19 protein-coding genes and 1 pseudogene are annotated in these 22,803 nt (G+C 59.5%); 17 read left to right on the top strand and 3 right to left on the bottom strand.

The window, feature by feature from the left end; genetic code table 11:
* The first annotated feature begins 37 nt into the window (after positions 1-37).
* From ASD46_RS24075 to ASD46_RS24130, 12 genes are all read left to right on the top strand, one after another.
* Positions 38-1,678, top strand: coding sequence for an ABC transporter substrate-binding protein (locus ASD46_RS24075; protein ID WP_003518100.1), 1,641 nt, complete (start codon positions 38-40; stop codon positions 1,676-1,678).
* Positions 1,679-1,696: 18 nt separating this feature from the next.
* Positions 1,697-2,764 carry an ABC transporter permease gene (locus ASD46_RS24080; protein WP_060642893.1) on the top strand — a complete coding sequence of 356 codons (1,068 nt, stop codon included), beginning with the start codon at positions 1,697-1,699 and terminating at the stop codon, positions 2,762-2,764.
* The gene (gene nikC / locus ASD46_RS24085) at positions 2,761-3,693 is read left to right on the top strand and encodes a nickel transporter permease (protein WP_003518097.1); all 933 of its coding nucleotides are present in this window, start codon (positions 2,761-2,763) and stop codon (positions 3,691-3,693) included. Before ASD46_RS24080 ends, nikC begins: the two co-directional genes overlap by 4 nt.
* The gene (locus tag ASD46_RS24090) at positions 3,690-4,526 is read left to right on the top strand and encodes an ABC transporter ATP-binding protein (protein WP_035200158.1); all 837 of its coding nucleotides are present in this window, start codon (positions 3,690-3,692) and stop codon (positions 4,524-4,526) included. Before nikC ends, ASD46_RS24090 begins: the two co-directional genes overlap by 4 nt.
* Positions 4,523-5,272, top strand: coding sequence for an ABC transporter ATP-binding protein (locus ASD46_RS24095; protein WP_025595069.1), 750 nt, complete (start codon positions 4,523-4,525; stop codon positions 5,270-5,272). The genes ASD46_RS24090 and ASD46_RS24095 overlap by 4 nt, the downstream gene beginning before the upstream one ends.
* Positions 5,273-5,339: 67 nt before the next feature.
* Complete coding sequence (locus tag ASD46_RS24100) at positions 5,340-6,242, top strand: LysR family transcriptional regulator (RefSeq protein WP_025595068.1); 903 nt, start codon at positions 5,340-5,342, stop codon at positions 6,240-6,242.
* A gap of 186 nt (positions 6,243-6,428) precedes the next feature.
* Positions 6,429-7,964, top strand: a complete 1,536-nt coding sequence (locus ASD46_RS24105) for an ABC transporter substrate-binding protein (protein WP_025595067.1) — start codon at positions 6,429-6,431, stop codon at positions 7,962-7,964.
* 229 nt (positions 7,965-8,193) lie between these two features.
* Positions 8,194-9,144: an ABC transporter permease gene (locus ASD46_RS24110; RefSeq protein WP_003518092.1), complete on the top strand. Its 951-nt coding sequence runs from the start codon at positions 8,194-8,196 to the stop codon at positions 9,142-9,144.
* Complete coding sequence (locus tag ASD46_RS24115; protein ID WP_060642894.1) at positions 9,141-9,962, top strand: ABC transporter permease; 822 nt, start codon at positions 9,141-9,143, stop codon at positions 9,960-9,962. The genes ASD46_RS24110 and ASD46_RS24115 overlap by 4 nt, the downstream gene beginning before the upstream one ends.
* A 53-nt stretch (positions 9,963-10,015) precedes the next feature.
* On the top strand, positions 10,016-11,413 hold the full coding sequence (locus ASD46_RS24120) for an amidase (RefSeq protein ID WP_025595066.1): 1,398 nt from the start codon (positions 10,016-10,018) through the stop codon (positions 11,411-11,413).
* 95 nt (positions 11,414-11,508) lie between these two features.
* Positions 11,509-12,075: a DJ-1/PfpI family protein gene (locus ASD46_RS24125; protein ID WP_003518089.1), complete on the top strand. Its 567-nt coding sequence runs from the start codon at positions 11,509-11,511 to the stop codon at positions 12,073-12,075.
* A gap of 71 nt (positions 12,076-12,146) precedes the next feature.
* Entirely contained in the window at positions 12,147-12,497 is a 351-nt protein-coding gene (locus ASD46_RS24130; RefSeq protein ID WP_003518088.1) for a ribbon-helix-helix domain-containing protein, read from the top strand.
* 36 nt (positions 12,498-12,533) lie between these two features.
* Here the strand turns inward: ASD46_RS24130 and ASD46_RS24135 are convergent, their stop codons facing one another.
* From ASD46_RS24135 to ASD46_RS24145, 3 genes are all read right to left on the bottom strand, one after another.
* The gene (locus ASD46_RS24135) at positions 12,534-13,454 is read right to left on the bottom strand and encodes an ABC transporter permease (RefSeq protein WP_013762302.1); all 921 of its coding nucleotides are present in this window, start codon (positions 13,452-13,454) and stop codon (positions 12,534-12,536) included.
* Positions 13,447-14,457, bottom strand: coding sequence for an ABC transporter permease (locus tag ASD46_RS24140; RefSeq protein WP_060642895.1), 1,011 nt, complete (start codon positions 14,455-14,457; stop codon positions 13,447-13,449). Before ASD46_RS24140 ends, ASD46_RS24135 begins: the two co-directional genes overlap by 8 nt.
* 76 nt (positions 14,458-14,533) lie before the next feature.
* The gene (locus ASD46_RS24145; RefSeq protein ID WP_025595063.1) at positions 14,534-16,243 is read right to left on the bottom strand and encodes a peptide ABC transporter substrate-binding protein; all 1,710 of its coding nucleotides are present in this window, start codon (positions 16,241-16,243) and stop codon (positions 14,534-14,536) included.
* Between the two features lie 305 nt (positions 16,244-16,548).
* Here ASD46_RS24145 and ASD46_RS24150 point away from each other — a divergent pair, with 305 nt between their 5' ends.
* The 5 genes and pseudogenes from ASD46_RS24150 to ASD46_RS24170 all read left to right on the top strand — a co-directional run.
* Entirely contained in the window at positions 16,549-17,712 is a 1,164-nt protein-coding gene (locus ASD46_RS24150; protein ID WP_025595062.1) for a M20 aminoacylase family protein, read from the top strand.
* A gap of 48 nt (positions 17,713-17,760) precedes the next feature.
* Positions 17,761-19,611: an ABC transporter ATP-binding protein gene (locus ASD46_RS24155; RefSeq protein WP_013762304.1), complete on the top strand. Its 1,851-nt coding sequence runs from the start codon at positions 17,761-17,763 to the stop codon at positions 19,609-19,611.
* A 261-nt stretch (positions 19,612-19,872) separates the two neighbouring features.
* A complete protein-coding gene (locus ASD46_RS24160) occupies positions 19,873-20,826 on the top strand; it encodes a sugar-binding transcriptional regulator (RefSeq protein ID WP_003518080.1) in 954 nt (317 codons plus the stop codon).
* A gap of 143 nt (positions 20,827-20,969) precedes the next feature.
* Entirely contained in the window at positions 20,970-22,283 is a 1,314-nt protein-coding gene (locus tag ASD46_RS24165; RefSeq protein ID WP_003518078.1) for an ABC transporter substrate-binding protein, read from the top strand.
* 172 nt (positions 22,284-22,455) lie between these two features.
* Positions 22,456-22,803, top strand: a pseudogene (locus tag ASD46_RS24170) (sugar ABC transporter permease); the annotation flags it as partial.

The following is a 22,803-nucleotide window of genomic DNA, read 5'->3' on the forward strand; positions in this document are numbered from 1 at the left end:
CGAACTAAATCAATCTCATAACAAAAGGGGAGATCCTATGATCAAATCGCTCAACAAGTCCATGCGTATCCTCAGCACCAGCGCTGCTCTGTCGCTGATGATGCTGTCTGCGCCGCACGCTTTTGCCGCCACGCCGGCCGATACGCTGGTTGAAGGTTTCGCCATCGACGACATCATCACGCTCGATCCGGGTGAGGCATTCGAGCTGTCGGCAGCTGAAGTTACTGGCAACACCTACAGCAAGCTGGTTTCCATCGATCTCAACGACACCTCCAAGGTGATCGGCGATCTGGCCGAGAGCTGGACGACCTCTGAAGACGGTCTCACCTATACCTTCAAGCTGAAGACCGGCCTGAAATTCGCCTCCGGCAATCCGGTGACGGCAGATGATGTTGCCTTTTCCTTTGAACGTGCCATCAAGCTCGACAAGTCGCCAGCATTCCTTCTGACGCAGTTCGGTCTCAAGGGCGACAACGTCACTGAGAAGGCGAAAGCGACGGATGCCAACACCTTCGTACTGACGGTCGACAAGCCCTACGCACCAAGCTTCGTGCTGAACGTTCTGACCGCGACCGTTGCCGCAGTTGTCGACAAGAAGCTGGTAACCGAAAAGGCCAAGCCCGTCACGCCGAGCGCCGATTACAAATACGACACCGATTTCGGCAATGCGTTCCTGAAAACAGGTTATGCCGGTTCCGGCCCCTACAAGATCCTTGGCTGGAAGGCCAACGAAGCCGTCATTCTGGAGGCCAACCCCAACTATTACGGTGAGAAGCCGAAGTTGAAGCGCGTGGTCTATCGTCACATGAAGGAAAGCTCCGGCCAGCGCCTGGCGCTTGAAAACGGTGATATCGACGTTGCCCGCAACCTCGAGCCGGGTGATATGGAAGCCGTTTCCAAGAAGGAAGGCCTTGCCGTCACCTCCGCGCCCAAGGGCACCGTTTATTACTTCAGCCTCAACCAGAAGAACGAGAACCTGAAGAAGCCTGAGGTCGTCGAGGCCTTTAAATATCTCGTCGACTACGACGCGATCGGCGCGACGATCATCAAGGGCATCGGCGAAATCCACCAGACCTTCCTGCCAAAGGGCCAGCTCGGCGCGCTTGACGAGAACCCATACAAGCTCGACGTCGCCAAGGCCAAGGAACTGCTGGCGAAGGCTGGTCTGAAGGACGGCTTCACCGTGACCATGGATGTGCGCAACACGCAGCCGGTGACCGGCATTGCCGAAAGCGTACAGCAGACGCTGGCGCAGGCTGGCATCAAGCTGGAAATCATTCCCGGCGACGGCAAGCAGACGCTTACCAAGTATCGCGCCCGCACGCACGATATCTACATCGGCCAGTGGGGTTCGGACTATTTCGACCCGAACTCGAATGCCGAGACCTTCACGATCAACTACGACAACTCCGAAGAAGGCAAGAACAAGACGCTTGCCTGGCGTAACGCCTGGGACGTTCCGGAGTTGACGAAGGAAACGCAGTCGGCACTTCTGGAAAAGGATAATGCCAAGCGCGCCGCCATCTATCAGAACCTCCAGAAGGAAGTTCTCGAAAAAGGCCCGTTCGTCATCATCTTCCAGCAGACGGAAGTGGCGGGATACTCCGCGAAGCTCAAGGGCCTGAAGCTCGGCCCGAGCTTCGACACCAACTATGTCTATACGATCTCCAAGGAATGATCCGGAAGGATCGGTCTATTGAGCATCGTTGAAGCAAACAGCCGGGCGAGGCAGGGCAAACGCCGTGCCAACGCCCGCGCGAAGGCCATTCTCGGCTTCGCCGTCACCGTCATCACCACCTTTCTGGGGTTGATGGCGGTCACATTTTTCATTGGCCGCGTTGTGCCGATCGATCCCGCGCTAGCAATTGTCGGCGACCGCGCGCCTGCGCATGTGGTCGAGCGCGTGCGTGAGCAGCTCGGCCTCAACCTGCCGCTCTGGCAGCAGTTCTTCATCTATCTGAAGCAGGCGCTGTCGGGTGATTTCGGCATCTCAGTCCTCACCACCAACCCGGTGATGGAGGATATCAAGCGGGTTTTCCCGGCAACCATAGAGCTTGCCACGCTCGGCACCATCATCGGCGCCGTTTTTGGCATTCCGCTCGGCGTGCTTGCCGCGGTCAAGCGCGGCAGCTTTGCCGACCAGGTCGTGCGCGTCATCGGCCTTATCGGCTATTCCGTGCCGATTTTCTGGCTTGGCCTCCTGGCGCTCCTGGTGTTTTACGCCCGGTTGCAATGGGTCGCCTATCCCGGCCGGATGGATATCGTCTACGAATTCACCTTTACGCCGGTCACGGGTTTCTTCCTGATCGACGCGATCTGGCAACGGCAATGGGACGTATTGTGGGATCTGCTCCGCCACATCATCCTGCCCGCCTCGCTGCTCGGCTATTTTTCGCTGGCCTATATCAGCCGCATGACGCGTTCGTTCATGCTGAATGAGCTCGCCCAGGAATATATCGTTGCGGCGCGCGCCAAGGGGCTTTCGGAAACGCGCATCATCTGGTTTCACGCGCTGCGCAACGCCGCCGTGCCGCTGGTGACCGTGATTGCGCTATCTTACGCCGGTCTGCTGGAAGGTTCGGTGCTGACCGAAACCATCTTCGCGTGGCCGGGGCTCGGCCTCTACATCACCAATTCCCTGCAGAATGCGGATATGAATGCCGTTCTTGGCGGCACGATCGTGATCGGCGCCATCTTCGTCGGCATCAATCTCTTCTCCGATCTGCTTTACCGGACGCTCGACCCAAGGACGCGCAGCCGATGACGATTTCGACCGATACACTCAAACCCTACAGCCGCGAATGGCTGCTCTCCGACCGGCCTGCCTCGCGCAGGCAGGCACGGCTAGGCCGTGCCTATGTCATCTGGCGGCGCTTTTCGGAAAACCGGCTGGCGCTGCTTGGCCTCGGCATCATCATTGCGCTGCTGCTTGTCGCACTGTTCGCCAATGTGCTTGCACCACACGATCCGGTGCAGGGCGATCTGCGCAATGCCCGACTTCTGCCTCCGGGGACAGAAGGTTACCTGCTCGGCACTGACGATCAGGGGCGTGATATTCTCTCGCGCCTCATCCACGGTTCGCGGCTGACCCTGTTCGTCGTGCTGCTGGTGGCCATCATCGCCGCACCCATCGGACTCATCGTCGGCACCGTCTCGGGTTATGCCGGCGGCTGGGTGGATGCCGTTCTGATGCGCATCACCGATATTTTTCTGGCCTTTCCGAAGCTGGTTCTGGCGCTTGCGCTGGTGGCCGCACTTGGGCCGGGCATTGAAAACGCGGTGCTCGCCATCGCGGTCACCTCATGGCCGCCCTATGCGCGCATCGCGCGCGCCGAAACCATGACCTTCCGCAATTCCGATTTCATCGCGGCGGTCAAGCTCATGGGCGCGTCGCCGTTTCGCATCGTTCTGAAACACGTCATGCCACTTTGCATGTCGTCGCTCATCGTGCGTGTCACGCTCGATATGGCGGGCATCATCCTCACAGCAGCCGGTCTCGGCTTCCTTGGCCTCGGTGCACAGCCGCCGCTGCCGGAGTGGGGCGCGATGATTGCTTCCGGACGCCGTTTCATTCTCGACCAATGGTGGGTTGCCGCCATGCCGGGCATTGCGATCCTGATCGTCAGCCTCGGTTTCAACCTTCTGGGCGATGGCCTGCGCGATGCGCTGGACCCCAAGGAGGCGAACCAATGAGCGCGCCGCTTCTGACCGTCGAGAACCTGCGCGTTTCCTTTCCCACCCGCACCGGGCTGGTGGAGGCGGTGCGTGGCGTCTCGTTCACGCTAGGACGCGAACGCCTAGGCATCGTCGGCGAGTCCGGCTCCGGCAAATCGCAGACCGGCCGCGCCATCATGGGCCTGACGCCGAAAAGCGCTCGCATCGAGGCCGATGTGTTGCGCTTCGGCGATGTCGATCTTCTCAGTGCTTCGGCAAAGGAACGGCGGCTCATGCGCGGCAAGCGCCTGGCCATGATCCTGCAGGACCCGAAATATTCGTTGAACCCGGTCATGCCCATCGGCCGCCAGATCATGGAAACGCTGCGTACCCATGAAAGCATCGGTTCCGGCGAGGCGCGCCAACGCACGCTCGCCATGCTGGAGGCGGTGCAGATCCGCGATCCCGAGCGCGTGTTCGATCTTTACCCGCACGAGGTTTCCGGCGGAATGGGCCAACGCGTCATGATTGCCATGATGCTGGTCTGCGGCCCGGAACTTCTGATCGCCGATGAGCCGACTTCCGCGCTCGACGTGACGGTCCAGCTCGAAGTGCTCGATATTCTCGACAAGCTGGTTCGCGACCGCGGCATGGGGCTGATTTTCGTCAGCCACGATCTGCGGCTGGTGTCGTCTTTCTGCGACCGCGTTCTGGTCATGTATGCGGGCAAGGTCGTTGAGGAGCTCTCTTCTGCTAATCTTAAAGAGGCGAAGCATCCCTATACGCAGGGTCTTTTGAACTGCCTGCCGGAAATTGGCGGCCACCGGCATCCGCTGCCGGTTCTGGAACGCAAGGCGGAGTGGCGCGCATGAGCACGGTTCTTTCTATCAAAGACATGGTGGTCGATTTCGACGGATATATCGCGCTCGACAGCGTCAGCATCGATGTGGCCGAGGGTGAGTCCTTCGGTATCGTCGGCGAGTCCGGTTCCGGCAAGTCGACGCTGCTTCGGGCAATTGCCGGCCTCAACCATTTCGACGAAGGCTCGTTGATGGTGGCCGGTCGCTCCTATTCGGGCAAGCACCGCGACAAGAGCTTTTATAGCGATGTGCAGATGGTGTTTCAGGACCCTTACGGTTCCCTGCACCCTCGCCAGACAGTGGATGCGCTGCTGCTAGAACCACTCGTCATCCACGGTCTCGACAATCGCGAGCAACGCATCGCGCGTGCGCTTGATGAGGTGGGTCTCGGCACCGGTTTCCGCTTCCGCTATTCGCACCAGCTTTCCGGCGGTCAGCGGCAGCGTATTGCCATTGCCCGCGCGCTGATCGTCGAGCCGAAGATTCTGCTACTGGATGAGCCGACCTCGGCGCTCGACGCGTCCATTCAGGCGGAAATCCTCAATCTGCTGGAACAGGCCCGCAAGGACCGCAACCTCACCTTCGTTATGGTCAGCCACGATCTCGGCGTCATCAGCCACATGTGCGATCGCCTTGCGGTAATGAAAAGCGGCAAGGTGGTGGAAATGCTGGAGGCGGAAGCGCTGGAAAGCCGCGAGTTTACTGCGGATTATACCAGGCAGCTGCTGGTGGCGAGCGAGGGCTTCAAGCGCGCTTGAGCTGCCGCTATAGTCGGGTCAAGCCCGGCATGACGGACAGTGTCGGCCAAAACAGGGTATCCCGACCATGCAATTGCGCGCATTGATGTATTTCGACGAACTTGTCCGCACCAATTCCATGCGCGCCGCTGCCGAAAATCTGAATGTCGCGCCGACGGCAGTCAGCCGCCAGATCGAGAACCTCGAATATTATTTTGGCTCGCCTTTGGTGGAGCGTTCCAGCCGGGGCGTGAAGCTGACGGCGGCGGGGGAATTGCTGGCTGCCCGCGCCGGCAAGACGCTGCGCGAACTCGACCATGTGCACCAGCTGATCGATGACCTGAAGGGGCTTCAGCGCGGCCGGGTCACCGTTTATGCCAATGGCGCGACGGTTGCGAACCTTCTGGCGCCGGTGCTGGCGCAGTTCAGCCTCAAATATCCGCAGTTGCGCTTCGAGGTGCACATCACCAGCGCGCGCCAGGCGATGGAAGCACTGGGTGCAGCCGAAGCGGATCTGGTCGTCAGCCTTTTTGCGCCCAAGGTCTCCGGCGTGAAAGTGCGCTCGCGCACCCGTATCAGTTACGATGCTATCTTTCCGACCGGCCATGCGCTTGCCGCGCAGGCGGAAGTCTCGCTGAAAGAACTGGCCGGCCTGCCGCTTGCCCTGCCGGACAAGAGTTTCGCGGCGCGTCAGGCCTTCGATACACTGTTTGCCGATGCCGGTATCGAGCTTGATCCCGTCTTTATCACCAGTTCGCTGGAAATGCTGAAGGAACTGGTTCTGGGCCATGCCGCGGCCACGCTGTTGCCGGCCTTGTCGGTGGCGCGTGAAATTCGCAGCGGCCAGATGGTTGCTGTTCCGCTTTCCGGCAAGAAGGGCATCCACACCCAGATCGATCTCTGCGTGGCGCCCGACCGTCAACTATCCTTCGCCGCCTCTAAGCTTGCCGATTTCATCGAGCGTTTCATGCGCGAGGCGACAGCGGGGTAGGGGAATTCGTCAGCCTGGAGAATTGTCCATCCCGGTTGATTTCCATCCGTATTTCCGTGTAGCCATTTCAGCTACACGGAGCACACAAAAATCACGATTGTGTGTGCGCCTGCAACATGACACTCTTTTTGCAACGGGTGGTCTTCGAAAGGCAAAAATGCCTCGGCCGCCAGACAGGGGACAATGATGCCACGCACTTATTTTTCGCAGCCGCTGAAAGTTACGCGGCGCGCCGCGCTTGCGCTTGCACTGGGGACGGCGCTCTGGATGCCGCTTTCTATGACGGACGCCGCGGCCGCGCCGAAGACCGCCTTGACGCTGGGCATGACAGTGGAGCCGACAGGTCTCGACCCGACAATTGCGGCACCCGTCGCCATCGGTCAGGTCAGCTGGCAGAACATATTCGAAGGTCTCGTCACCATCGACCATGACGGCAAGGTGAAACCGCAGCTTGCCGAAAGCTGGGAAATTTCAGCCGATGGCAAGACCTATACGTTCAAGCTGCGCCAGGGTGTTACCTTCCACGACGGCGAGGCCTTCGATTCCTCTGTTGCGAAATTTTCGCTCGACCGGGCGCGCGGTGAAACGTCGGTAAACCCACAAAAACGCTTCTTCACCGCCATCGAGAGCATAGAAACGCCGGATGCCGCGACGCTGGTACTGAAGCTGAAGCAGCCGGCGGGCAGCCTGATCTACTGGCTCGGCTGGCCGGCCTCCGTCATGGTTGCGCCGAAGAGCGCTGACAATAACCGTACCACGCCCATCGGCACCGGCCCGTTCAAGTTCGTGAACTGGGCCAAGGGCGACAAGGTGGAATTGGAGAAGAACGCGGCCTATTGGGACAAGGCGGTGGCGGTGAAGCTTGAAAAGGCCACCTTCCGCTTCGTTTCCGATCCGCAGGCGCAGGCAGCGGCACTGAAATCCGGCGATATCGATGCCTTCCCGGAATTCGGCGCGCCGGAACTGATGACGTCCTTCGACGGCGATGCGCGTCTCGGTACCTTCGTCGGCAATACGGAACTCAAGGTCGTGGCTGGCATGAACAATGCCCGCAAACCCTTCAACGACAAGCGCGTGCGCCAGGCGCTGATGATGGCGGTGGACCGCGGCACGGTGATTGAAGGCGCATGGTCGGGTTACGGCACGGCCATCGGCAGCCACTACACGCCGAACGATCGCGGTTACATCGATACGACCGGTGTTCATTCTTACGATATAGACAAGGCAAAGGCGCTTCTTGCCGAAGCGGGTTACCCCGACGGTTTCAGCTTCACGATCAAGGCCCCGCAAATGGCCTATGCCCAGCGGACCTCGCAAATCCTCCAGGCGATGTTGGCCGAAATCGGTGTCACCATGACCATCGAGACCACGGAATTTCCGGCAAAATGGGTGGCGGATGTTTTGAAGGGCGCGGATTACGACATGACCATCGTCGCCCACGCTGAGCCGATGGATATCGATATCTACTCCCGTGATCCCTATTATTTCAACTATAAGAACCCTGCCTTCAACGAGGTCATCGCCAATGTTGAAAAAACGGCGGATGCGGCCGAGCAGGAAAAGCTTTACGGCGAAGCCCAGAAAATCCTCGCCGAAGATGTGCCGGCGCTGTTCTTGTTCGTGATGCCGAAACTCGGCGTCTGGGACAAGAAGTTGAAGGGGTTGTGGGAAAACGAACCCATTCCGTCCAATGTGCTGACGGATGTGCATTGGGAAGAGTGACGTTTGTTGTGAACGGTGAGGCGCATTCCTACCCACCACCTCATTCCTGTGCCTGTCACAGAAATCCAGCCAGCCCAAGTCGTTGGGCTGAAAGGAATCTTTCCGCCGTGCAGGCACGCTTCGGCTGGATCCCTGTGACAAGCACAGGGGTGAGGGAAGAGTGTGCGGGGATGACAATAAATCCATCCGCCACATCCCGAAACGAAACAACGCAAGGAAAGAATGCCAGATGTTAGCCGTTCTCGTCCGGCGCCTTGCAAGCCTCATCGTCACGTTGTTTGCGGTGTCGCTCATCATCTACATCATCATGGGGCTGTTGCCGGGTGATCCGGCGGCCATCATGCTCGGCACGTCGGCGAGCCCGGATACGCTTCTCGCGCTGCAAAAGCAGATGGGTCTCGATCAGCCCTTGCCATTGCGTTACATCCACTGGCTTGCAGGCGTATTCCGGGGTGATCTCGGACAATCCTATACCTACGGCGTGCCGGTAGCGGGGCTTATTGTCGAGCGGCTTGCCGTCACCCTGCCGCTTGCGCTGCTCGCGGTCTGCCTGTCGGTCGCCATCGCCATTCCGCTCGGCGTCGCGGCAGCGAGAAGCCGAAACGGGCCGGTGGATTTCGCAGCCGGGCTATTTTCCCATGTCGGCATTGCCGTTCCCGGTTTCTGGGTCGGGCTGCTGCTCATCATCGTCTTTTCCACCACGCTCGGCTGGATGCCATCTGGCGGTTTTCCCGGTTGGCGTCCGAGTTTCTCTGCCGGATTTATCGCGCTTGTGCTTCCAGCCATTGCGCTTGCGCTGTCGCAGGCAGGCGTCCTCACCCGCGTCTGCCGCTCGGCAGTACTTGAGGTAATGAACGAGGATTTCGTGCGCACCGCCCGCGCCAAGGGGCTGAGCGAGCGGGTAGCGCTGTGGCGACATGCGGTGCCGAACGCCATGATCCCCGTTGTCACCATGATCGGCCTGCAATTCACCTTCCTGATTGCCGGGGCAGTGCTGGTGGAGAATGTCTTCAACCTGCCGGGCCTCGGGCGGCTTGCCTATCAGGCGTTGACCCAGCGGGATATCGTCGTCATGCAGTCTGTCGTACTGTTCTTCTCGGCGCTTGTCATCGTCATGAATTTTCTGGTCGATATCGCCTATCTCTTTATCGATCCAAGACTGCGGGCAGGTGCACGATGATGCGACTGATCCGCCGCCGCCCCGCTTTCGTCCTTGGCATCGCCGTCACTCTCTTTCTTGTCGCGGTTGCCCTGCTTTCGCTGGTCTGGACGCCGGTTTCTCCGACGAAGATACAGATTGCCCAGAAGCTGAAATCGCCCTTTACCTATGGCGGGCTTGGCACCGACCATTTTGGCCGCGATGTGCTGTCCATGCTGATGGCGGGGGCATGGAATTCGCTCTCCACCTCCATCGCCGCCGTTGCCATCGGCGCGCTCATTGGCACGGCGCTTGGCGTATCGGTCGCGGCACTGCGCGGTTTCACCGAAACCCTGGTGATGCGCGCCTGCGATATCATCTTCGCCGTACCGCCGATTTTGTCGGCCATGATGCTCGGCGCGTTCATCGGTACGGGGCGGTTCACCGCCATCATCGCCATTGCCACCTTCATGGTGCCGGTCTTTGCGCGGCTGACGCTGGGTGCGGCCTTGCAGATATGGTCGCGGGAATATGTCACCGCCGCCACCAGCATCGGCCAGAACCGCGCCAAGATCACGCTGTTTCATATCGTGCCGAATATTTCCAACCAGATCATCGTGCAGGTGACGATCCAGCTCGGCCTTGCCATCCTCACCGAAGCGGGACTCTCATTCCTCGGTCTCGGCATGCCGCCGCCGGCCGCCACCTGGGGGCGGATGCTCGCCGATGCGCAGACCTATCTTGGCGCAGCACCCTGGCTTGCCATCATGCCCGGCCTTGCCATTGCGCTCGCGGTCTTCGGCCTCAATCTGCTTGGCGATGGCCTGCGCGACCTGCTGGACCCACGCGATACCAGCTGACCGCTTCAAGCCGATATCGCCCATATTATCTGTTTTCTGACGAGACGAAGCTTATGACCGATCTCATACACCTCAACACGCTCGAAATCCTGGCGCTTTACGGGCAAAAGAAGCTGTCGCCATCGGAATATTGGAAGGCGGTAGAGGCCCGTATCGACGCATTCGAGCCCACGGTGAACGCGCTTTACGCCTATGATCCCGAGGATGCCCGTAAGCAGGCGCTGGCCTCGACGATGCGCTGGCAAAAAGGTGAAACGCTTGGGCCCCTCGATGGGATTCCGGTGTCGCTGAAGGAATTGATCGCCACCAAAGGCCAGCCGGTTCCGCTTGGCACCAAAGCGGTGGAACTGGTGCCGGCTCTGGAAGACGCGCCGGTTGCGGCCCGCTGCCGCGAGGACGGCGCCATCATTTACGCCAAGACCACCTGCCCGGATTACGGCATGTTGTCATCAGGCCTTTCCAGTTTTCACAAGCTCAGCCGCAACCCGTGGGACCCGACACAGAACCCCGGCGGCTCCAGTGCCGGTGCGGCTTCTGCCGGTGCTGCAGGTTACGGCACGCTTCATATCGGTACGGATATTGGCGGCTCGGTGCGGCTACCGGCGGGGTGGACGGGGCTGTTCGGCTTCAAGCCCAGCCAGGGCCGCATACCTGTCGATCCCTATTATACCGGCCGTTGCGCCGGACCGATGACCCGCACCGTCGTTGACGCCGCCTATGCCATGGCCACACTTTCCCGCCCGGACTGGCGTGACGGCACCGCGCTGCCGCCCAACGATATCAACTGGATGGACCTCGATATCGACGTAAAGGGCCTGAGGATCGGCCTGATGCTGGATGCCGGCTGCGGCTTGGCCCTGGACGATGAGGTGCGGGATGCTGTTGTGGCGTCCGCAAAGCTGTTCGAAGATGCAGGTGCCATCGTGGTCCCGGTCGAGCCGGTGCTGTCTCGGGACATGCTGGATGGGCTGGATGATTTCTGGCGGGCGAAATTCTGGGGCGATATGGCGGCGCTGAGTGACGAACGACGCGCGGCGATCCTTCCCTATATTCACGAATGGGCGCAGAAGGGCGCTGGTGTTTCCGGCGCGCGGGCCGTTTTCGGTTTCAACCAGACCATGGAAATGCGCAAAGCCTGCGGGCGGTTGATGCAGTCGGTTGATGTGGTGATTTCACCCGTCAATCCCATCGTCTCCTATCCGGCCGACTGGGCCTCGCCCACCAACGATCCCGACCGACCCTTCGAACATATCGCCTTCACCGTCCCTTGGAACATGTCGGAACAGCCGGCATCCTCGATCAATTGCGGCTTGTCGAAATCCGGGATGCCCATCGGCTTGCAGATCGTCGGCCCGCGTTACGCGGATCTGCTCGTTCTCAAGCTTTCCAAGGCCTTCGAGGATTGGGGCGGCGGTGTTCGGCGCTGGCCGGAGCCGCCCGAAGCGCGCTGATCCCGTCTTTATCGGCCCTGTAGTATAGCCATAATACCCGCTTCTCCACCCCTCCTGTTACGGTGCCCCGGGCATTCAAAATGGGAGGAGCAAGCATGCCGAAGAAGATTTTGATGATCACCGGCGATTTCGCCGAGGACTACGAGACCATGGTGCCGTTCCAGACGCTGCTTGCGGTTGGTCACACGGTGCATGCCGTCTGCCCCGGCAAGAAGGCTGGCCAGACGATCGCGACCGCGATCCATGATTTCGAGGGCGACCAGACCTATTCAGAAAAACGCGGTCATAATTTCGCGCTCAACGCAACTTTTGCCGATATCAAGGTCGCGGATTACGACGCGCTGGTCATTCCGGGTGGTCGCGCGCCGGAATATCTGCGGCTGAATGCGGATGTGCTTGCCGCCGTGAAGCATTTCTTCGAGGCTGACAAGCCGGTCGCGGCCGTCTGCCACGGTGCCCAATTGCTGGCGGCTGCGGGTGTCCTCAAGGGCCGCACCTGCTCGGCCTATCCGGCCTGCCGCCCCGAGGTGGAACTGGCGGGCGGCACCTATGCCGATATCGCCATCGACGCGGCGGTTACCGACGGCAAGCTGGTGACGGCGCCCGCATGGCCGGCGCATCCGGCATGGCTTTCGCAATTCATGGCGGTGCTCGGCAGATAAGGCCGGCGGAATGGGGCTTTTACCGGTCCCGTTTCCCGTCTATCTTCTGCAGCTTGCTGAGGGAGGACATCATGTGCAAGCTTTTCATCAAGGCAGACCCGACGCTTTGGGAAAGCCATACCCGGTCTTTGCGGATCGATGGCATGGTCACCAGCGTCAGACTTGAAAACTTCTTCTGGACGACTCTGGACGAGATTTCACGCCGCGATGGCATGAACAGCGCGCAGCTCATTGCCAAGCTTTACAATGAATCGATCGATGCCGGGCATGATCTCGGCAACTTCACCTCGTTTTTACGAGTCTGCTGCGGGCGTTATCTGGCCTTGCAGCTTTCCGGCGATATTCCGGCGCGCAGCGACATTCCGATTGCTGCGCTGGATGCAGACAGCATTCTCGACGCGGAAAAGATGAATTATCACTGAGATAAAGGGAAGGGCGCAGCCACCGCGCCCTTCGCGTCAGCTCTTAAGCGCCCTTGGATCAAGCGCATCGCGCACGGCATCGCCGATATAGTTGACGCTCAGAACCGTCAGCGAGATTGCCAGTCCAGGCCACAGCACGCGCGAGGGCGTCAGCTGCAGGAAGTTGGCGCCATCGAACAACAGCCGTCCCCAGGTCGGAAAGTCTGACGGAAAACCGAGGCCGAGGAAGGACAGCGCCGATTCCGTGATGATGGCCGAGGCGATGCCGAGCGTGGCTGAGACCATGATCGAACTCAACACATTCGGCAGGATATGGCGCAGGATAATGCGGTATTCGCGCATGCCGCTCGATTTCGCCGCCATGATAAACTCCTGGCTTTTGATCGTCAGCACGTCGCCGCGCACGATGCGTGCGGTATGCATCCAACTGGTTACCCCGATCACGAAGACGATGAGGATGAAGATACCGGTTTCCGGCCCGAAAGCGGCACGCAGCGTATCACGGAACAGCATGAGAATGACGAGCAGCAGCGGCAGCAGCGGCAGGGCCAGAAACAGGTCCGTCAGCCGCATAAGCGGCCCGTCAAGTCTTCGGAAATAGCCTGACAGCACCCCCACCAGCGTGCCGAGAAACAGCGCCAGCAGCATGGCGGTGATGCCGACGGCAAGCGAGATGCGCCCGCCCGCCAGCACCTGCGCCAGCATGTCCTTGCCCAGATTGTCGGTGCCGAAGGGATGCGCCAGCGACGGCCACTGGTTGCGTTCCTTCACATTGATGGCATTGGGCGCGACGGTGTGGATATAGGGCCCGACATAGACCGCAAGCAAAATAAAGATGAAAACGAACAGGCCTGCCACGCCGCCCTTGTGGACGCGGAACTGTTTCCAGATATCGGCAAGTGCCGATTGCACAGGCGTGGCGGCAACGGCTGGTGCTGCGAGGGTGGCGTCAGTCATAGCGGATCCTCGGGTCGAGAATGCCGTAAAGCACGTCGGCAATCAGGTTGAAGAGCACGATAAGCACCGCGAAAATGAAGGTCAGCGTCTGCACCAGCGGAATATCCGCGCCCTGAACGGCGGTGATCAGCAATTGGCCAAGCCCGTTCACGCGGAAAATCTGTTCGGTAATGATGGCGCCGGAAAAGATCGTCGGCACGCCGAGTGCGATGACGGTGACGACGGGTATGAGGCTGTTACGCAGGACGTGAACGAGCAGAACGGATTTTTCCTTCACGCCCTTGGCACGCGCGGTGCGTACATAGTCCTGATGCAGATTGTCCAGCATCGAGGCGCGTACGAAACGGCTGATCTGCGAGACGTTGTAAAGGGTCAGCACCAGAACCGGCATGAACATCTGTTTGATCTGTGCCACGAGGCTTCCCCAGTCAGTCACCTGCAGATTGGTGTCGTAGACGGAAGGGAACCATTGCAGATAGGAGCTGAAGATGACGACCAGCAGCACGCCGGTGAAGAAGGTGGGAACCGAATAACCCACCATCGAGACGAAGGTGCCGATCTGATCGAAGATCGAATATTGTTTGTAGGCGGAAATGACGCCGATCGGGATCGCCAGAAGCGCGCCGAAGAGATAGGCAAGGCCGACGACCCAAAGCGTTTGCGGCATGCGCTGGATGACGAGATCGACCACCGGGCTGCGCGTTGCCCAGGACAGCACACGCATGCGGCTACCGTCGCCGATCTGCCAGCCTGTCAGCTTCTCGAACAGGTTCAGCGGTTCATTGATGAAAAATTGCTGCAGCCATATCAGGTAACGGATGAAGAAAGGCTGGTCGAGGCCGAGGGAGGCGCGGATCTGCTCGCGCACTTCGGGCGGAATGGTCAGCGGCAGGTCGCCGGTCGGATCATTTGGCGCCAGATCGAGCAGGGCGAATATGACGAAGCTGATGACGAGCAGCGTCGGTACGGCAAAGGCAAGCCGCCGGAGCGTAAAGGTAAACATCGAAAAGTCTCCAGACCGTCAGGGTCTCGCAAAATGAGCGCGGTCCCCCCGTCAGGGGCGACCGCGCATTTGCGGATTACTTTTTGCGGGACCAGTCCGCGACGTTCCAGAGTTCCGAATCCCAGGCGTTCATGCGAACGCCTTCGAGTGTCAGCGAATGCGAGGAGACGTTGCCACGGTGGATCAGCGGAATATGCGCGCCTTCTTCCGTCAGCATGTCGTTCAGCTGCTTGGCGATTTCTCCACGCTTGGCGAAGTCCGTCGTCTTGGAAAGTACGCCCACCAGCTTGTCGAATTCCGGGTTGCAATAACGCGGAATATTCTGACCCTGCCAGCCGTTTGCGGGGGCGGGGATCTTGTCGCAGAGCCATTCCGCCAGATATTTTTCCGGGTCGGTGCCGTCGAAATTGTTGGTGTACATTTCAACGTCGGCATAAAATTTCTGGAAGGTATCCGGGCTTGCCGGATCGCCGCCGAAGAAGACGGAGGCACTGACATTGCGCAGTTCGGCAGCAACGCCAATCTGCGACCACATGTCCTTCACCAGTTCCTGCGCTGCCTGGCGAACGGAGTTGGTGGAGGTCTGGTAGAGGAAGGACAGTTTCACACCGTTCTTGGCGCGGATGCCATCGGCCCCCTTCACCCAGCCTGCATCGTCGAGCAGCTTGTTTGCACCTTCCAGATCCTGCTTCAGGCACCAGCTGTCGTTTTTCGTCGAAGCAACAGCCGCCGGGGCCGGCACGATGTTGCAGGTCGGCTTGCCCGCCTCGCCATAACCCGTCTCATCGATAATGTCGCGGTCGATGGCGAGCGAGAGTGCACGGCGCACGGCCGGGTCGGAAAGGGCCGGATGCGGACCGCCTTCCTTGGTGGAGCGCTTGTCACCCAGCGCAGGATCGGCATTGTACCAGTTGAGATTGATACGCTCGACCTGCGTGCCGAAGGCGGTTTCCAGCTTACCCTTGCCGGCGGCCACCATGGTCGCCAGAATTTCCGGCTCCACCTGCATGTTCCAGGCGTAGTCGAATTCACCCGTTTCAAGCACGGCACGCGCAGCGGAAGCTGCGTCACCGCCGCCCTTCAGGGTAGCCGTTGCAAAGGCGGGCTTGGCCGGATCACGATAATTGGGGTTGGCGACATAGCTGATGACGTCGTTCGGCTTGAACTCCTTGACCACAAAGGGGCCGGTGCCGATGGGGCCGAAATTGGCGGATGTGCAGCCGGGAGCCGCGGCGCCGACGCAGTTTTCGAACTGCTTTTTCTGGATGACGGGCGATTGCGCGCCGACAAATGCCGAGTAGGGGTAGGGCTTGGGTTCAGTGAAGCTGATCTTGACGGTATGGGCATCGATAGCCTCAACGTTTTTCACACCTTCATATTGCGCCGCCTGCGCGCAGCCGCCGTCGGGTGCGGTGCAATATTTCCACGTGAAGATGACGTCGTCAGCGGTAAGCGGCGTGCCGTCGGACCATTTGACGTCGCTTTTCAGCTTCCACGTCATGCTGAGCAGATCCTTCGCGACGCCGCCATTGTCGACCGTCGGGATCTCGCTCACCAGCATCGGCACCAGCTCGCCCTTTTCGTCGTAGCGGGCCAGAGGCTCAATCACCATGGACGAGCTGTAGATCTCTTTGGTGCCGCCGGAAAGATAAGGGTTGAGTGTCGATACAGCCTGCCAGAAAAGGATTTTCAGTTCGCCGTCACTGCCACGCTCGGCATGGGCGGCAGAGCCTGCCATGGCCAAGGCCGCCACCGTGCTGGCAAAGAGAACGCTGCGCTTCTTCATTGTGATTTTCCCCTTTGAAGATTTTATCTGTTTGAATGTTTGACGCTTTTCCTCAACGTCATTTGCAAGTCTTTTGTTTTAAGTGTTTGATTTTGCTAACGAATATTCTTCCGTTCCCAATGATGCTATTGTCAGTTTTTTTGAAATGCAAGCCCCAAACTCTGATTGATGAACAAAATTTGAGCCGATTGGCTTCGGGCCTATTTTTCACTCATCTAGCGAAATTCATACTTGCAAAAGCAGAAATTCCAAACGCAATATGGTTCCCGACAACCCGGCGGGGAACAAAAAAAGGAAAAATGGGAATGCCGATATTGAACCGTGTGGCCGAGATGCAGGAAGAAGTAGCCGGTTGGAGGCGCCACCTGCACGAGACGCCGGAGCTGCTCTACGACGTCTTCGAAACCTCGAAATTCGTGACGGAGAAACTCAAATCCTTCGGATGCGATATCGTCGAAACCGGCATTGGCAAGACCGGCGTGGTGGGCATCATTAAGGGGCGGCACGGAGACGGCCCGACCATCGGTTTCCGCTCCGACATGGATGCGCTGCCGATCCTCGAAACCAGCGGCAAGCCCTGGGCTTCCAAGGTTCCGGGCAAGGCCCATTCCTGCGGCCATGACGGGCACACGGCCATGCTTTTGGGTGCGGCGCAATATCTGGCCGAGACCCGTAATTTCAAGGGGTCCGTGGCCGTCATCTTCCAGCCGGCTGAAGAGGGTGGCGCAGGGGCACTTGCCATGCTGAACGACGGCATGATGGAGAAATTCGGCATTTCTCAGGTCTATGGCATGCATAACGAGCCGGGCATTCCGGTCGGCAATTTCGCCATCCGCAAGGGTTCGACGATGGCGGCGGCGGATAGTTTCGAGATCGTCATTACCGGTAAGGGCAGCCATGCGGCGGCCCCCCATCTTTCCGTCGATCCGGTGCTGACCTCGGCCTATATCATCATCGCCCTGCAATCCATCGTCTCGCGGGAAACGGACCCGTTGAAATCGCTGGTCGTCACCGTCGCCACTACCCACGGCGGCACAGCGGGCAATGTCATTCCCGGTTCGGTGACGCTGACCGGCACGGTGCGCACCCTGCTGCCGGAAACCCGCGATTTCGCCGAAAAACGGTTGAAGGAAGTGGCGACAGCCACCGCCATGGCGCATGGTGCGACGGCGGAGGTGAGATACGATCGCGGTTATCCCGTTACTTTCAACCACAATGACGAAACCGAATTCGCAACCAGCGTGGCGGCAGGTGTGGCAGGCGCAAACGCCGTCAACACCAATCCCAACCCGCATATGGGCGCGGAAGATTTTTCCTACATGCTGGAAGCACGCCCCGGCGCCTTCATCTTCATCGGTAACGGCGACACGGCCGGGCTGCACAATGCCGCCTATGACTTCAACGACGAGGCCCTGCCTTACGGCATCAGCTACTGGGTCTCGATGGCCGAAACCGCGCTTGCTGCGTAAGACATCCGGCGGCCTTCACGGCCGCCTTTCGCTTTTCAGGAGATCGGCATGCTTTTGGCGGCAACATCCATGGAACAGACCGGCGGTTCGGTAAGCCCGGTACTTTCGGTTCAAAATCTGACCACGTCCTTCCGCGTTGATGGCGGCTGGAAATCGGTCGTCCGCAATATGAGTTTCGACATTGCGCCCCGCGAGACGGTGGCGATCGTTGGCGAAAGCGGCTCGGGCAAAAGCGTGACGTCGCTGTCGATCATGCGGCTTCTCGATAAGAAAACGAGCCGCATCGAGGGTAAGGTCATGCTCGGCGGGCGCGATTTGCTGGCACTTCCGGAAGAGGAGATGCGCAAGGTTCGTGGCAAGGACATTTCGATGATCTTCCAGGAGCCGATGACCAGCCTCAATCCGATCTTCCCGATCGGCAAGCAGATCGCCGAAGCGCTGACCGTGCACCAGGATATTTCCTCATCTGCTGCCAAGGCCGAAGTTGTCAGGCTTCTGGAAAAAGTCCGCATTCCCAATGCGAAGAACCGTTTCGACGACTATCCGCACCAGTTTTCCGGCGGCATGCGCCAGCGCGTGATGATTGCCATGGCGCTTGCCTCCAAGCCGAAGCTCCTGATTGCAGACGAGCCGACGACGGCGCTCGACGTGACCATTCAGGGCCAGATTCTCGACCTTATCAAGCAATTGCAGGAAGAGGAGGGCATGTCGGTCCTGTTCATCACCCATGATATGGGCGTGGTGGCGGAAGTGGCGGACCGCACCATCGTCATGTTCCGCGGCGACGTGGTGGAAACCGGCACGACGGACGATATCTTCCATCGCGGGAACCATCCCTATACGCGCGCCCTGCTTTCGGCGGTGCCGAAGCTCGGTTCGATGAAAGAGCGGGTACTGCCCGCCCGTTTTCCGATCATCGATATCAAGACCGGCGAAAGCCAACCGGTTGAAGAGGTCAGGAACACGGTTTCCGGTGGTCGCACGCCCATTCTTTCGGTCCGGGACCTGACGACCCGCTTCGATATCCGCTCCGGTCTTCTCGGCCGCAAGTCCGGTGCCGTGCATGCGGTGGAGAAGGTCTCCTTCGATCTGGCTGAGGGCGAGACACTATCGCTGGTCGGTGAATCCGGCTGCGGCAAGTCCACCACGGGGCGGTCGATCACCCGGCTGATCGAACCGACCTCCGGTAACGTGACGCTCGACGGTTACGAGGTGATGAAACTCGACAAGACGACGTTGCGCACCATGCGCCGCAGCGTGCAGATGATCTTTCAGGACCCCTTCGCCAGTCTCGATCCGCGCATGAGCATCGGCACGGCGATCATGGAGCCCTTCATCGAACACCGGCTTGGACCGAAGGCGCAGGCGCGTGAAAAGGCGGCGGACCTGATGGAGAAGGTTGGCCTCAGCCCGGATATGATGCGGCGCTTCCCACATGAGTTTTCCGGCGGCCAGCGCCAGCGCATCGCCATTGCCCGTTCGCTGATGCTTGACCCCAAGGTCATCGTTGCCGATGAAGCAGTGTCGGCGCTTGATGTCTCCATCAAGGCGCAGGTCTGTAACCTGCTGCTCGATCTGCAACAGAGCCTCAACCTCGCCTTCCTGTTCATTTCCCACGATATGGCTGTGGTGGAGCGTGTCAGCCATCGTGTCGCGGTGATGTATCTCGGCGAGATCGTCGAAATCGGCCCACGCGCCGCCGTCTTCGATAATCCGCAGCACCCCTATACGAAAAAGCTGATGTCCGCCGTTCCGGTGCCGGATCCGGCCCGGCGCCAGATCAGGCGCAACATGGCAACGGACGAGATCAAAAGCCCGATCCGTCCTGTGAACTATGTTCCGCCGCAACGCCATTACCGCGAGGTTTCGGCAGGGCATCTGGTGCAGGAAGCGGCTTGATATAGAGGAAACTGCGCAGGGATAGGTGCCTCTGTGTTGACGACGTCATCCTCGGTCTTGTGCCGAGGATCTGCCAATGTCTCGTAAATCGGTGCATTGCAGATGCTCGGGACAGGCCCGAGCATGACGGAGGAAATGTTTTGCATCTTCTTTAGAGGTGCCCGGTGCCGCCAAACGCTTCGCTCAGTCGCTGCGCCGTTTGACAGGCGGCCTGAAAAAATGCCAGCAAATGCTCGAGCATAATTCTTAGAGGGCGGCGGCATGGCCAGACGGAACGACGCACATGGACGGCTTGATGATGCGGCGCGTGCTGGCTGGCTTTATTATGTCGCGGGCCGCACGCAGGACGAGATCGCCGCTGCCATGGGCATATCCCGGCAATCGGCGCAGCGGCTGGTATCGCTGGCCGTCGCCGAGCGGTTGATCAAGGTCCGGCTCGATCATCCCATCGCCGCCTGTCTCGAAAAGGCGGAGCGGCTGAAGCAGAAATTCGACCTTAGATATATCGAGGTGGTGCCGAGCGATCCCGCTGGCGTTTCCTCCACGGTCGGCATTGCCGAGGCCGGCGCGGCGGAAATCGAGCGCTGGCTGAAAAATGCCGATCCCATCGTGCTTGCCATCGGCACCGGCCGTACGCTGAAGGCGGCTGTGGACCAACTGCCGCCGATGGAATGTCCGCAGCACCGCATCGTGTCACTGACAGGCAATATCGGGCCGGATGGATCGGCCGCCTATTACAACGTCATCTTCAGTATGGCCGATGCCATCAAGGCGCGGCATTTCCCGATGCCGCTGCCGGTTCTCTGCTCGTCTGCGGAAGAGCGGGAACTGCTGCACGACCAGTCCATGGTGCGCTCCACGCTGGCGCTGGGTGCAGCCGCCAATGTCACCTTCGTCGGCGTCGGCGAACTGGGAGAAAATGCACCGCTCTGCGTTGATGGCTTTCTCGGTGTCGACGAGATGAAGGCCCTGATGGCAAGCGGTGCGATCGGCGAAATCTGCGGCTGGATGTATGATGCCAACGGCCGCATTCTCGACCATTCCGTCAACGAGCGCGTCGCCTCCGTTCCCATTCCGTCCAGAGAGACCTGCACGGTCATCGGTATGGCGCAGGGCGCGCGCAAGAATGCCTCGATTCTCGCGGCACTGAGGGGTGGTCTTTTGAACGGCCTCATCACCGACGAAGCGACAAGTGAATATTTGCTCACACACTGAGCAAAAATTAATCCATTAAAATCAATGACTTGATTTTTCCATGTGCGCCGCAGCACAGGATGTTGCTTGACTTTTTTTGGCTGCGGGTGAGTAAATGCCCCAGAGCAAAGCGAATGCTCATAAATTTCTTCTGGGAGGAAGATATGACATTGAAGACCATTTTGCTGGGCGCATGCTCGGCACTCGCCTTTTCGACCCTTGCTTCCGCCGAAACGCTGACCATCGCCACCGTCAACAACGGCGACATGATCCGCATGCAGGGTCTGACCTCCGACTTCACCACCAAGAACCCCGACATCAAGGTGGAATGGGTCACGCTTGAAGAAAACGTCCTGCGCGAGCGCGTGACGACCGATATCGCCACCAATGGCGGTCAGTACGACATCATGACCATCGGCAACTATGAAGTGCCGATCTGGGCCAAGCAGGGCTGGCTGCTGCCGCTCGAAAAGCTTGGCGACAAATACGACGTGGATGATATTCTGCCGGCGATCCGTGGTGGTCTTTCCAGCGAAGGCAAGCTTTATGCGGCGCCGTTCTACGGCGAATCCGCCATGATCATGTATCGCAAGGACCTGTTTGAAAAAGCCGGCCTGAAGATGCCTGAAAACCCGACCTGGGAATTCATCGGTGACGCTGCCCGCAAGATTACCGATCGCAAGGCGGATATCAACGGCATGTGCCTGCGCGGCAAGGCTGGCTGGGGCGAGAACATGGCCTTCATCAGCGCGCTCACCAACTCCTTTGGCGGCCGCTGGTTCGATGAGAACTGGAAGCCGCAGTTCGATCAGCCGGAATGGAAGAGTGCTCTTCAGTTCTACGTCGATCTGATGAAGGATGCCGGTCCGTCGGGTGCTTCCTCCAACGGCTTCAACGAAAACCTGACGCTGTTCCAGCAGGGCAAATGCGGCATGTGGATCGATGCCACGGTGGCTGCTTCCTTCGTTTCAAACCCGAAGGATTCGACCGTTGCCGACAAGGTCGGTTATGCGCTCTTCCCGACGCATGGCGAGCTGAAGAACCACGGCAACTGGTTGTGGTCATGGAACCTTGCTATCCCGAAGAGCTCGCAGAAGGCGGATGCCGCCGAGAAGTTCATCTCCTGGGCAACCAGCAAGGAATATACCCAACTCGTCGCTGCCAAGGAAGGCTGGGCAAACGTGCCTCCGGGTACCCGCACCTCGCTTTACAAGAATGCTGACTATGAAAAAGCAGCCGCCTTCGCCAAGCCGACGCTTGCTGCGATGGATGCCGCCGACATCACCAAGCCGACCGTAAAGCCCGTGCCTTACACCGGCGGTCAGTTCGTGGCGATCCCTGAATTCCAGGCGCTCGGCACCACGGTCGGTCAGCTGTTCTCGGCGGTCGTTGCCGGCCAGTCCAGTGTCGACGATGCGCTTGCCAGCGCCCAGTCGACAGCGACGCGTGAAATGACCCGCGCCGGTTACATCAAGTAATCCTCCTGAAGATCGCTGTCCGGCGCCAATGCCGGGCAGCGAACCTTGGGGGCGCAAGCCGCGAGCTGCGCGGCGGCCTTTAAGCCTTTCAAATCAAAACTGGAATGAGCCGGTTCTTCCGGATATGCCGGGGGCATTTCGTGATGCCCGAGCCCATGGGGAGGTTAGTGCAATGGCAACACGAAACACGAGCGGTCTGGCGCGGGTTATGCTTGCGCCTTCGGTGCTGCTTTTGCTGGTGTGGATGATCGTGCCCCTGGCGATGACGCTGTGGTTCTCGTTCCAGAACTACAATCTCCTCAACCCTGCCAATGTCAGCTTCGCAGGCCTGTTCAATTACCAGTATTTCTATACCGATCCGGCCTTCTTCCAGTCGATCTTCAACACGCTTGCCATCGTCGGCGGCGTGCTTTTGATCACCGTCATCGGCGGTATTGCGATTGCGCTTCTGCTTGACCAGGACATCTTCGGTCAGGGCATCGTGCGCATCATGATCATCTCGCCCTTCTTCGTCATGCCG

Origin of the sequence: Rhizobium sp. Root491 (assembly GCF_001427205.1) — a bacterium.
GTDB classification, from domain to species: Bacteria; Pseudomonadota; Alphaproteobacteria; order Rhizobiales; family Rhizobiaceae; genus Agrobacterium; species Agrobacterium tumefaciens.

Coding starts and splice junctions, on each gene's coding strand:
- ASD46_RS24125 (WP_003518089.1), top strand. CDS start 11,509: ATGCCGAAGAAGATTTTGATGATCACCGGCGATTTCGCCGAGGACTAC.
- nikC (WP_003518097.1), top strand. CDS start 2,761: ATGACGATTTCGACCGATACACTCAAACCCTACAGCCGCGAATGGCTG.
- ASD46_RS24110 (WP_003518092.1), top strand. CDS start 8,194: ATGTTAGCCGTTCTCGTCCGGCGCCTTGCAAGCCTCATCGTCACGTTG.
- ASD46_RS24120 (WP_025595066.1), top strand. CDS start 10,016: ATGACCGATCTCATACACCTCAACACGCTCGAAATCCTGGCGCTTTAC.
- ASD46_RS24155 (WP_013762304.1), top strand. CDS start 17,761: ATGCTTTTGGCGGCAACATCCATGGAACAGACCGGCGGTTCGGTAAGC.
- ASD46_RS24105 (WP_025595067.1), top strand. CDS start 6,429: ATGCCACGCACTTATTTTTCGCAGCCGCTGAAAGTTACGCGGCGCGCC.
- ASD46_RS24095 (WP_025595069.1), top strand. CDS start 4,523: ATGAGCACGGTTCTTTCTATCAAAGACATGGTGGTCGATTTCGACGGA.
- ASD46_RS24130 (WP_003518088.1), top strand. CDS start 12,147: ATGTGCAAGCTTTTCATCAAGGCAGACCCGACGCTTTGGGAAAGCCAT.
- ASD46_RS24160 (WP_003518080.1), top strand. CDS start 19,873: ATGGCCAGACGGAACGACGCACATGGACGGCTTGATGATGCGGCGCGT.
- ASD46_RS24150 (WP_025595062.1), top strand. CDS start 16,549: ATGCCGATATTGAACCGTGTGGCCGAGATGCAGGAAGAAGTAGCCGGT.
- ASD46_RS24140 (WP_060642895.1), bottom strand. CDS start 14,457: ATGTTTACCTTTACGCTCCGGCGGCTTGCCTTTGCCGTACCGACGCTG.
- ASD46_RS24165 (WP_003518078.1), top strand. CDS start 20,970: ATGACATTGAAGACCATTTTGCTGGGCGCATGCTCGGCACTCGCCTTT.
- ASD46_RS24145 (WP_025595063.1), bottom strand. CDS start 16,243: ATGAAGAAGCGCAGCGTTCTCTTTGCCAGCACGGTGGCGGCCTTGGCC.
- ASD46_RS24100 (WP_025595068.1), top strand. CDS start 5,340: ATGCAATTGCGCGCATTGATGTATTTCGACGAACTTGTCCGCACCAAT.
- ASD46_RS24115 (WP_060642894.1), top strand. CDS start 9,141: ATGATGCGACTGATCCGCCGCCGCCCCGCTTTCGTCCTTGGCATCGCC.
- ASD46_RS24075 (WP_003518100.1), top strand. CDS start 38: ATGATCAAATCGCTCAACAAGTCCATGCGTATCCTCAGCACCAGCGCT.
- ASD46_RS24135 (WP_013762302.1), bottom strand. CDS start 13,454: ATGACTGACGCCACCCTCGCAGCACCAGCCGTTGCCGCCACGCCTGTG.
- ASD46_RS24090 (WP_035200158.1), top strand. CDS start 3,690: ATGAGCGCGCCGCTTCTGACCGTCGAGAACCTGCGCGTTTCCTTTCCC.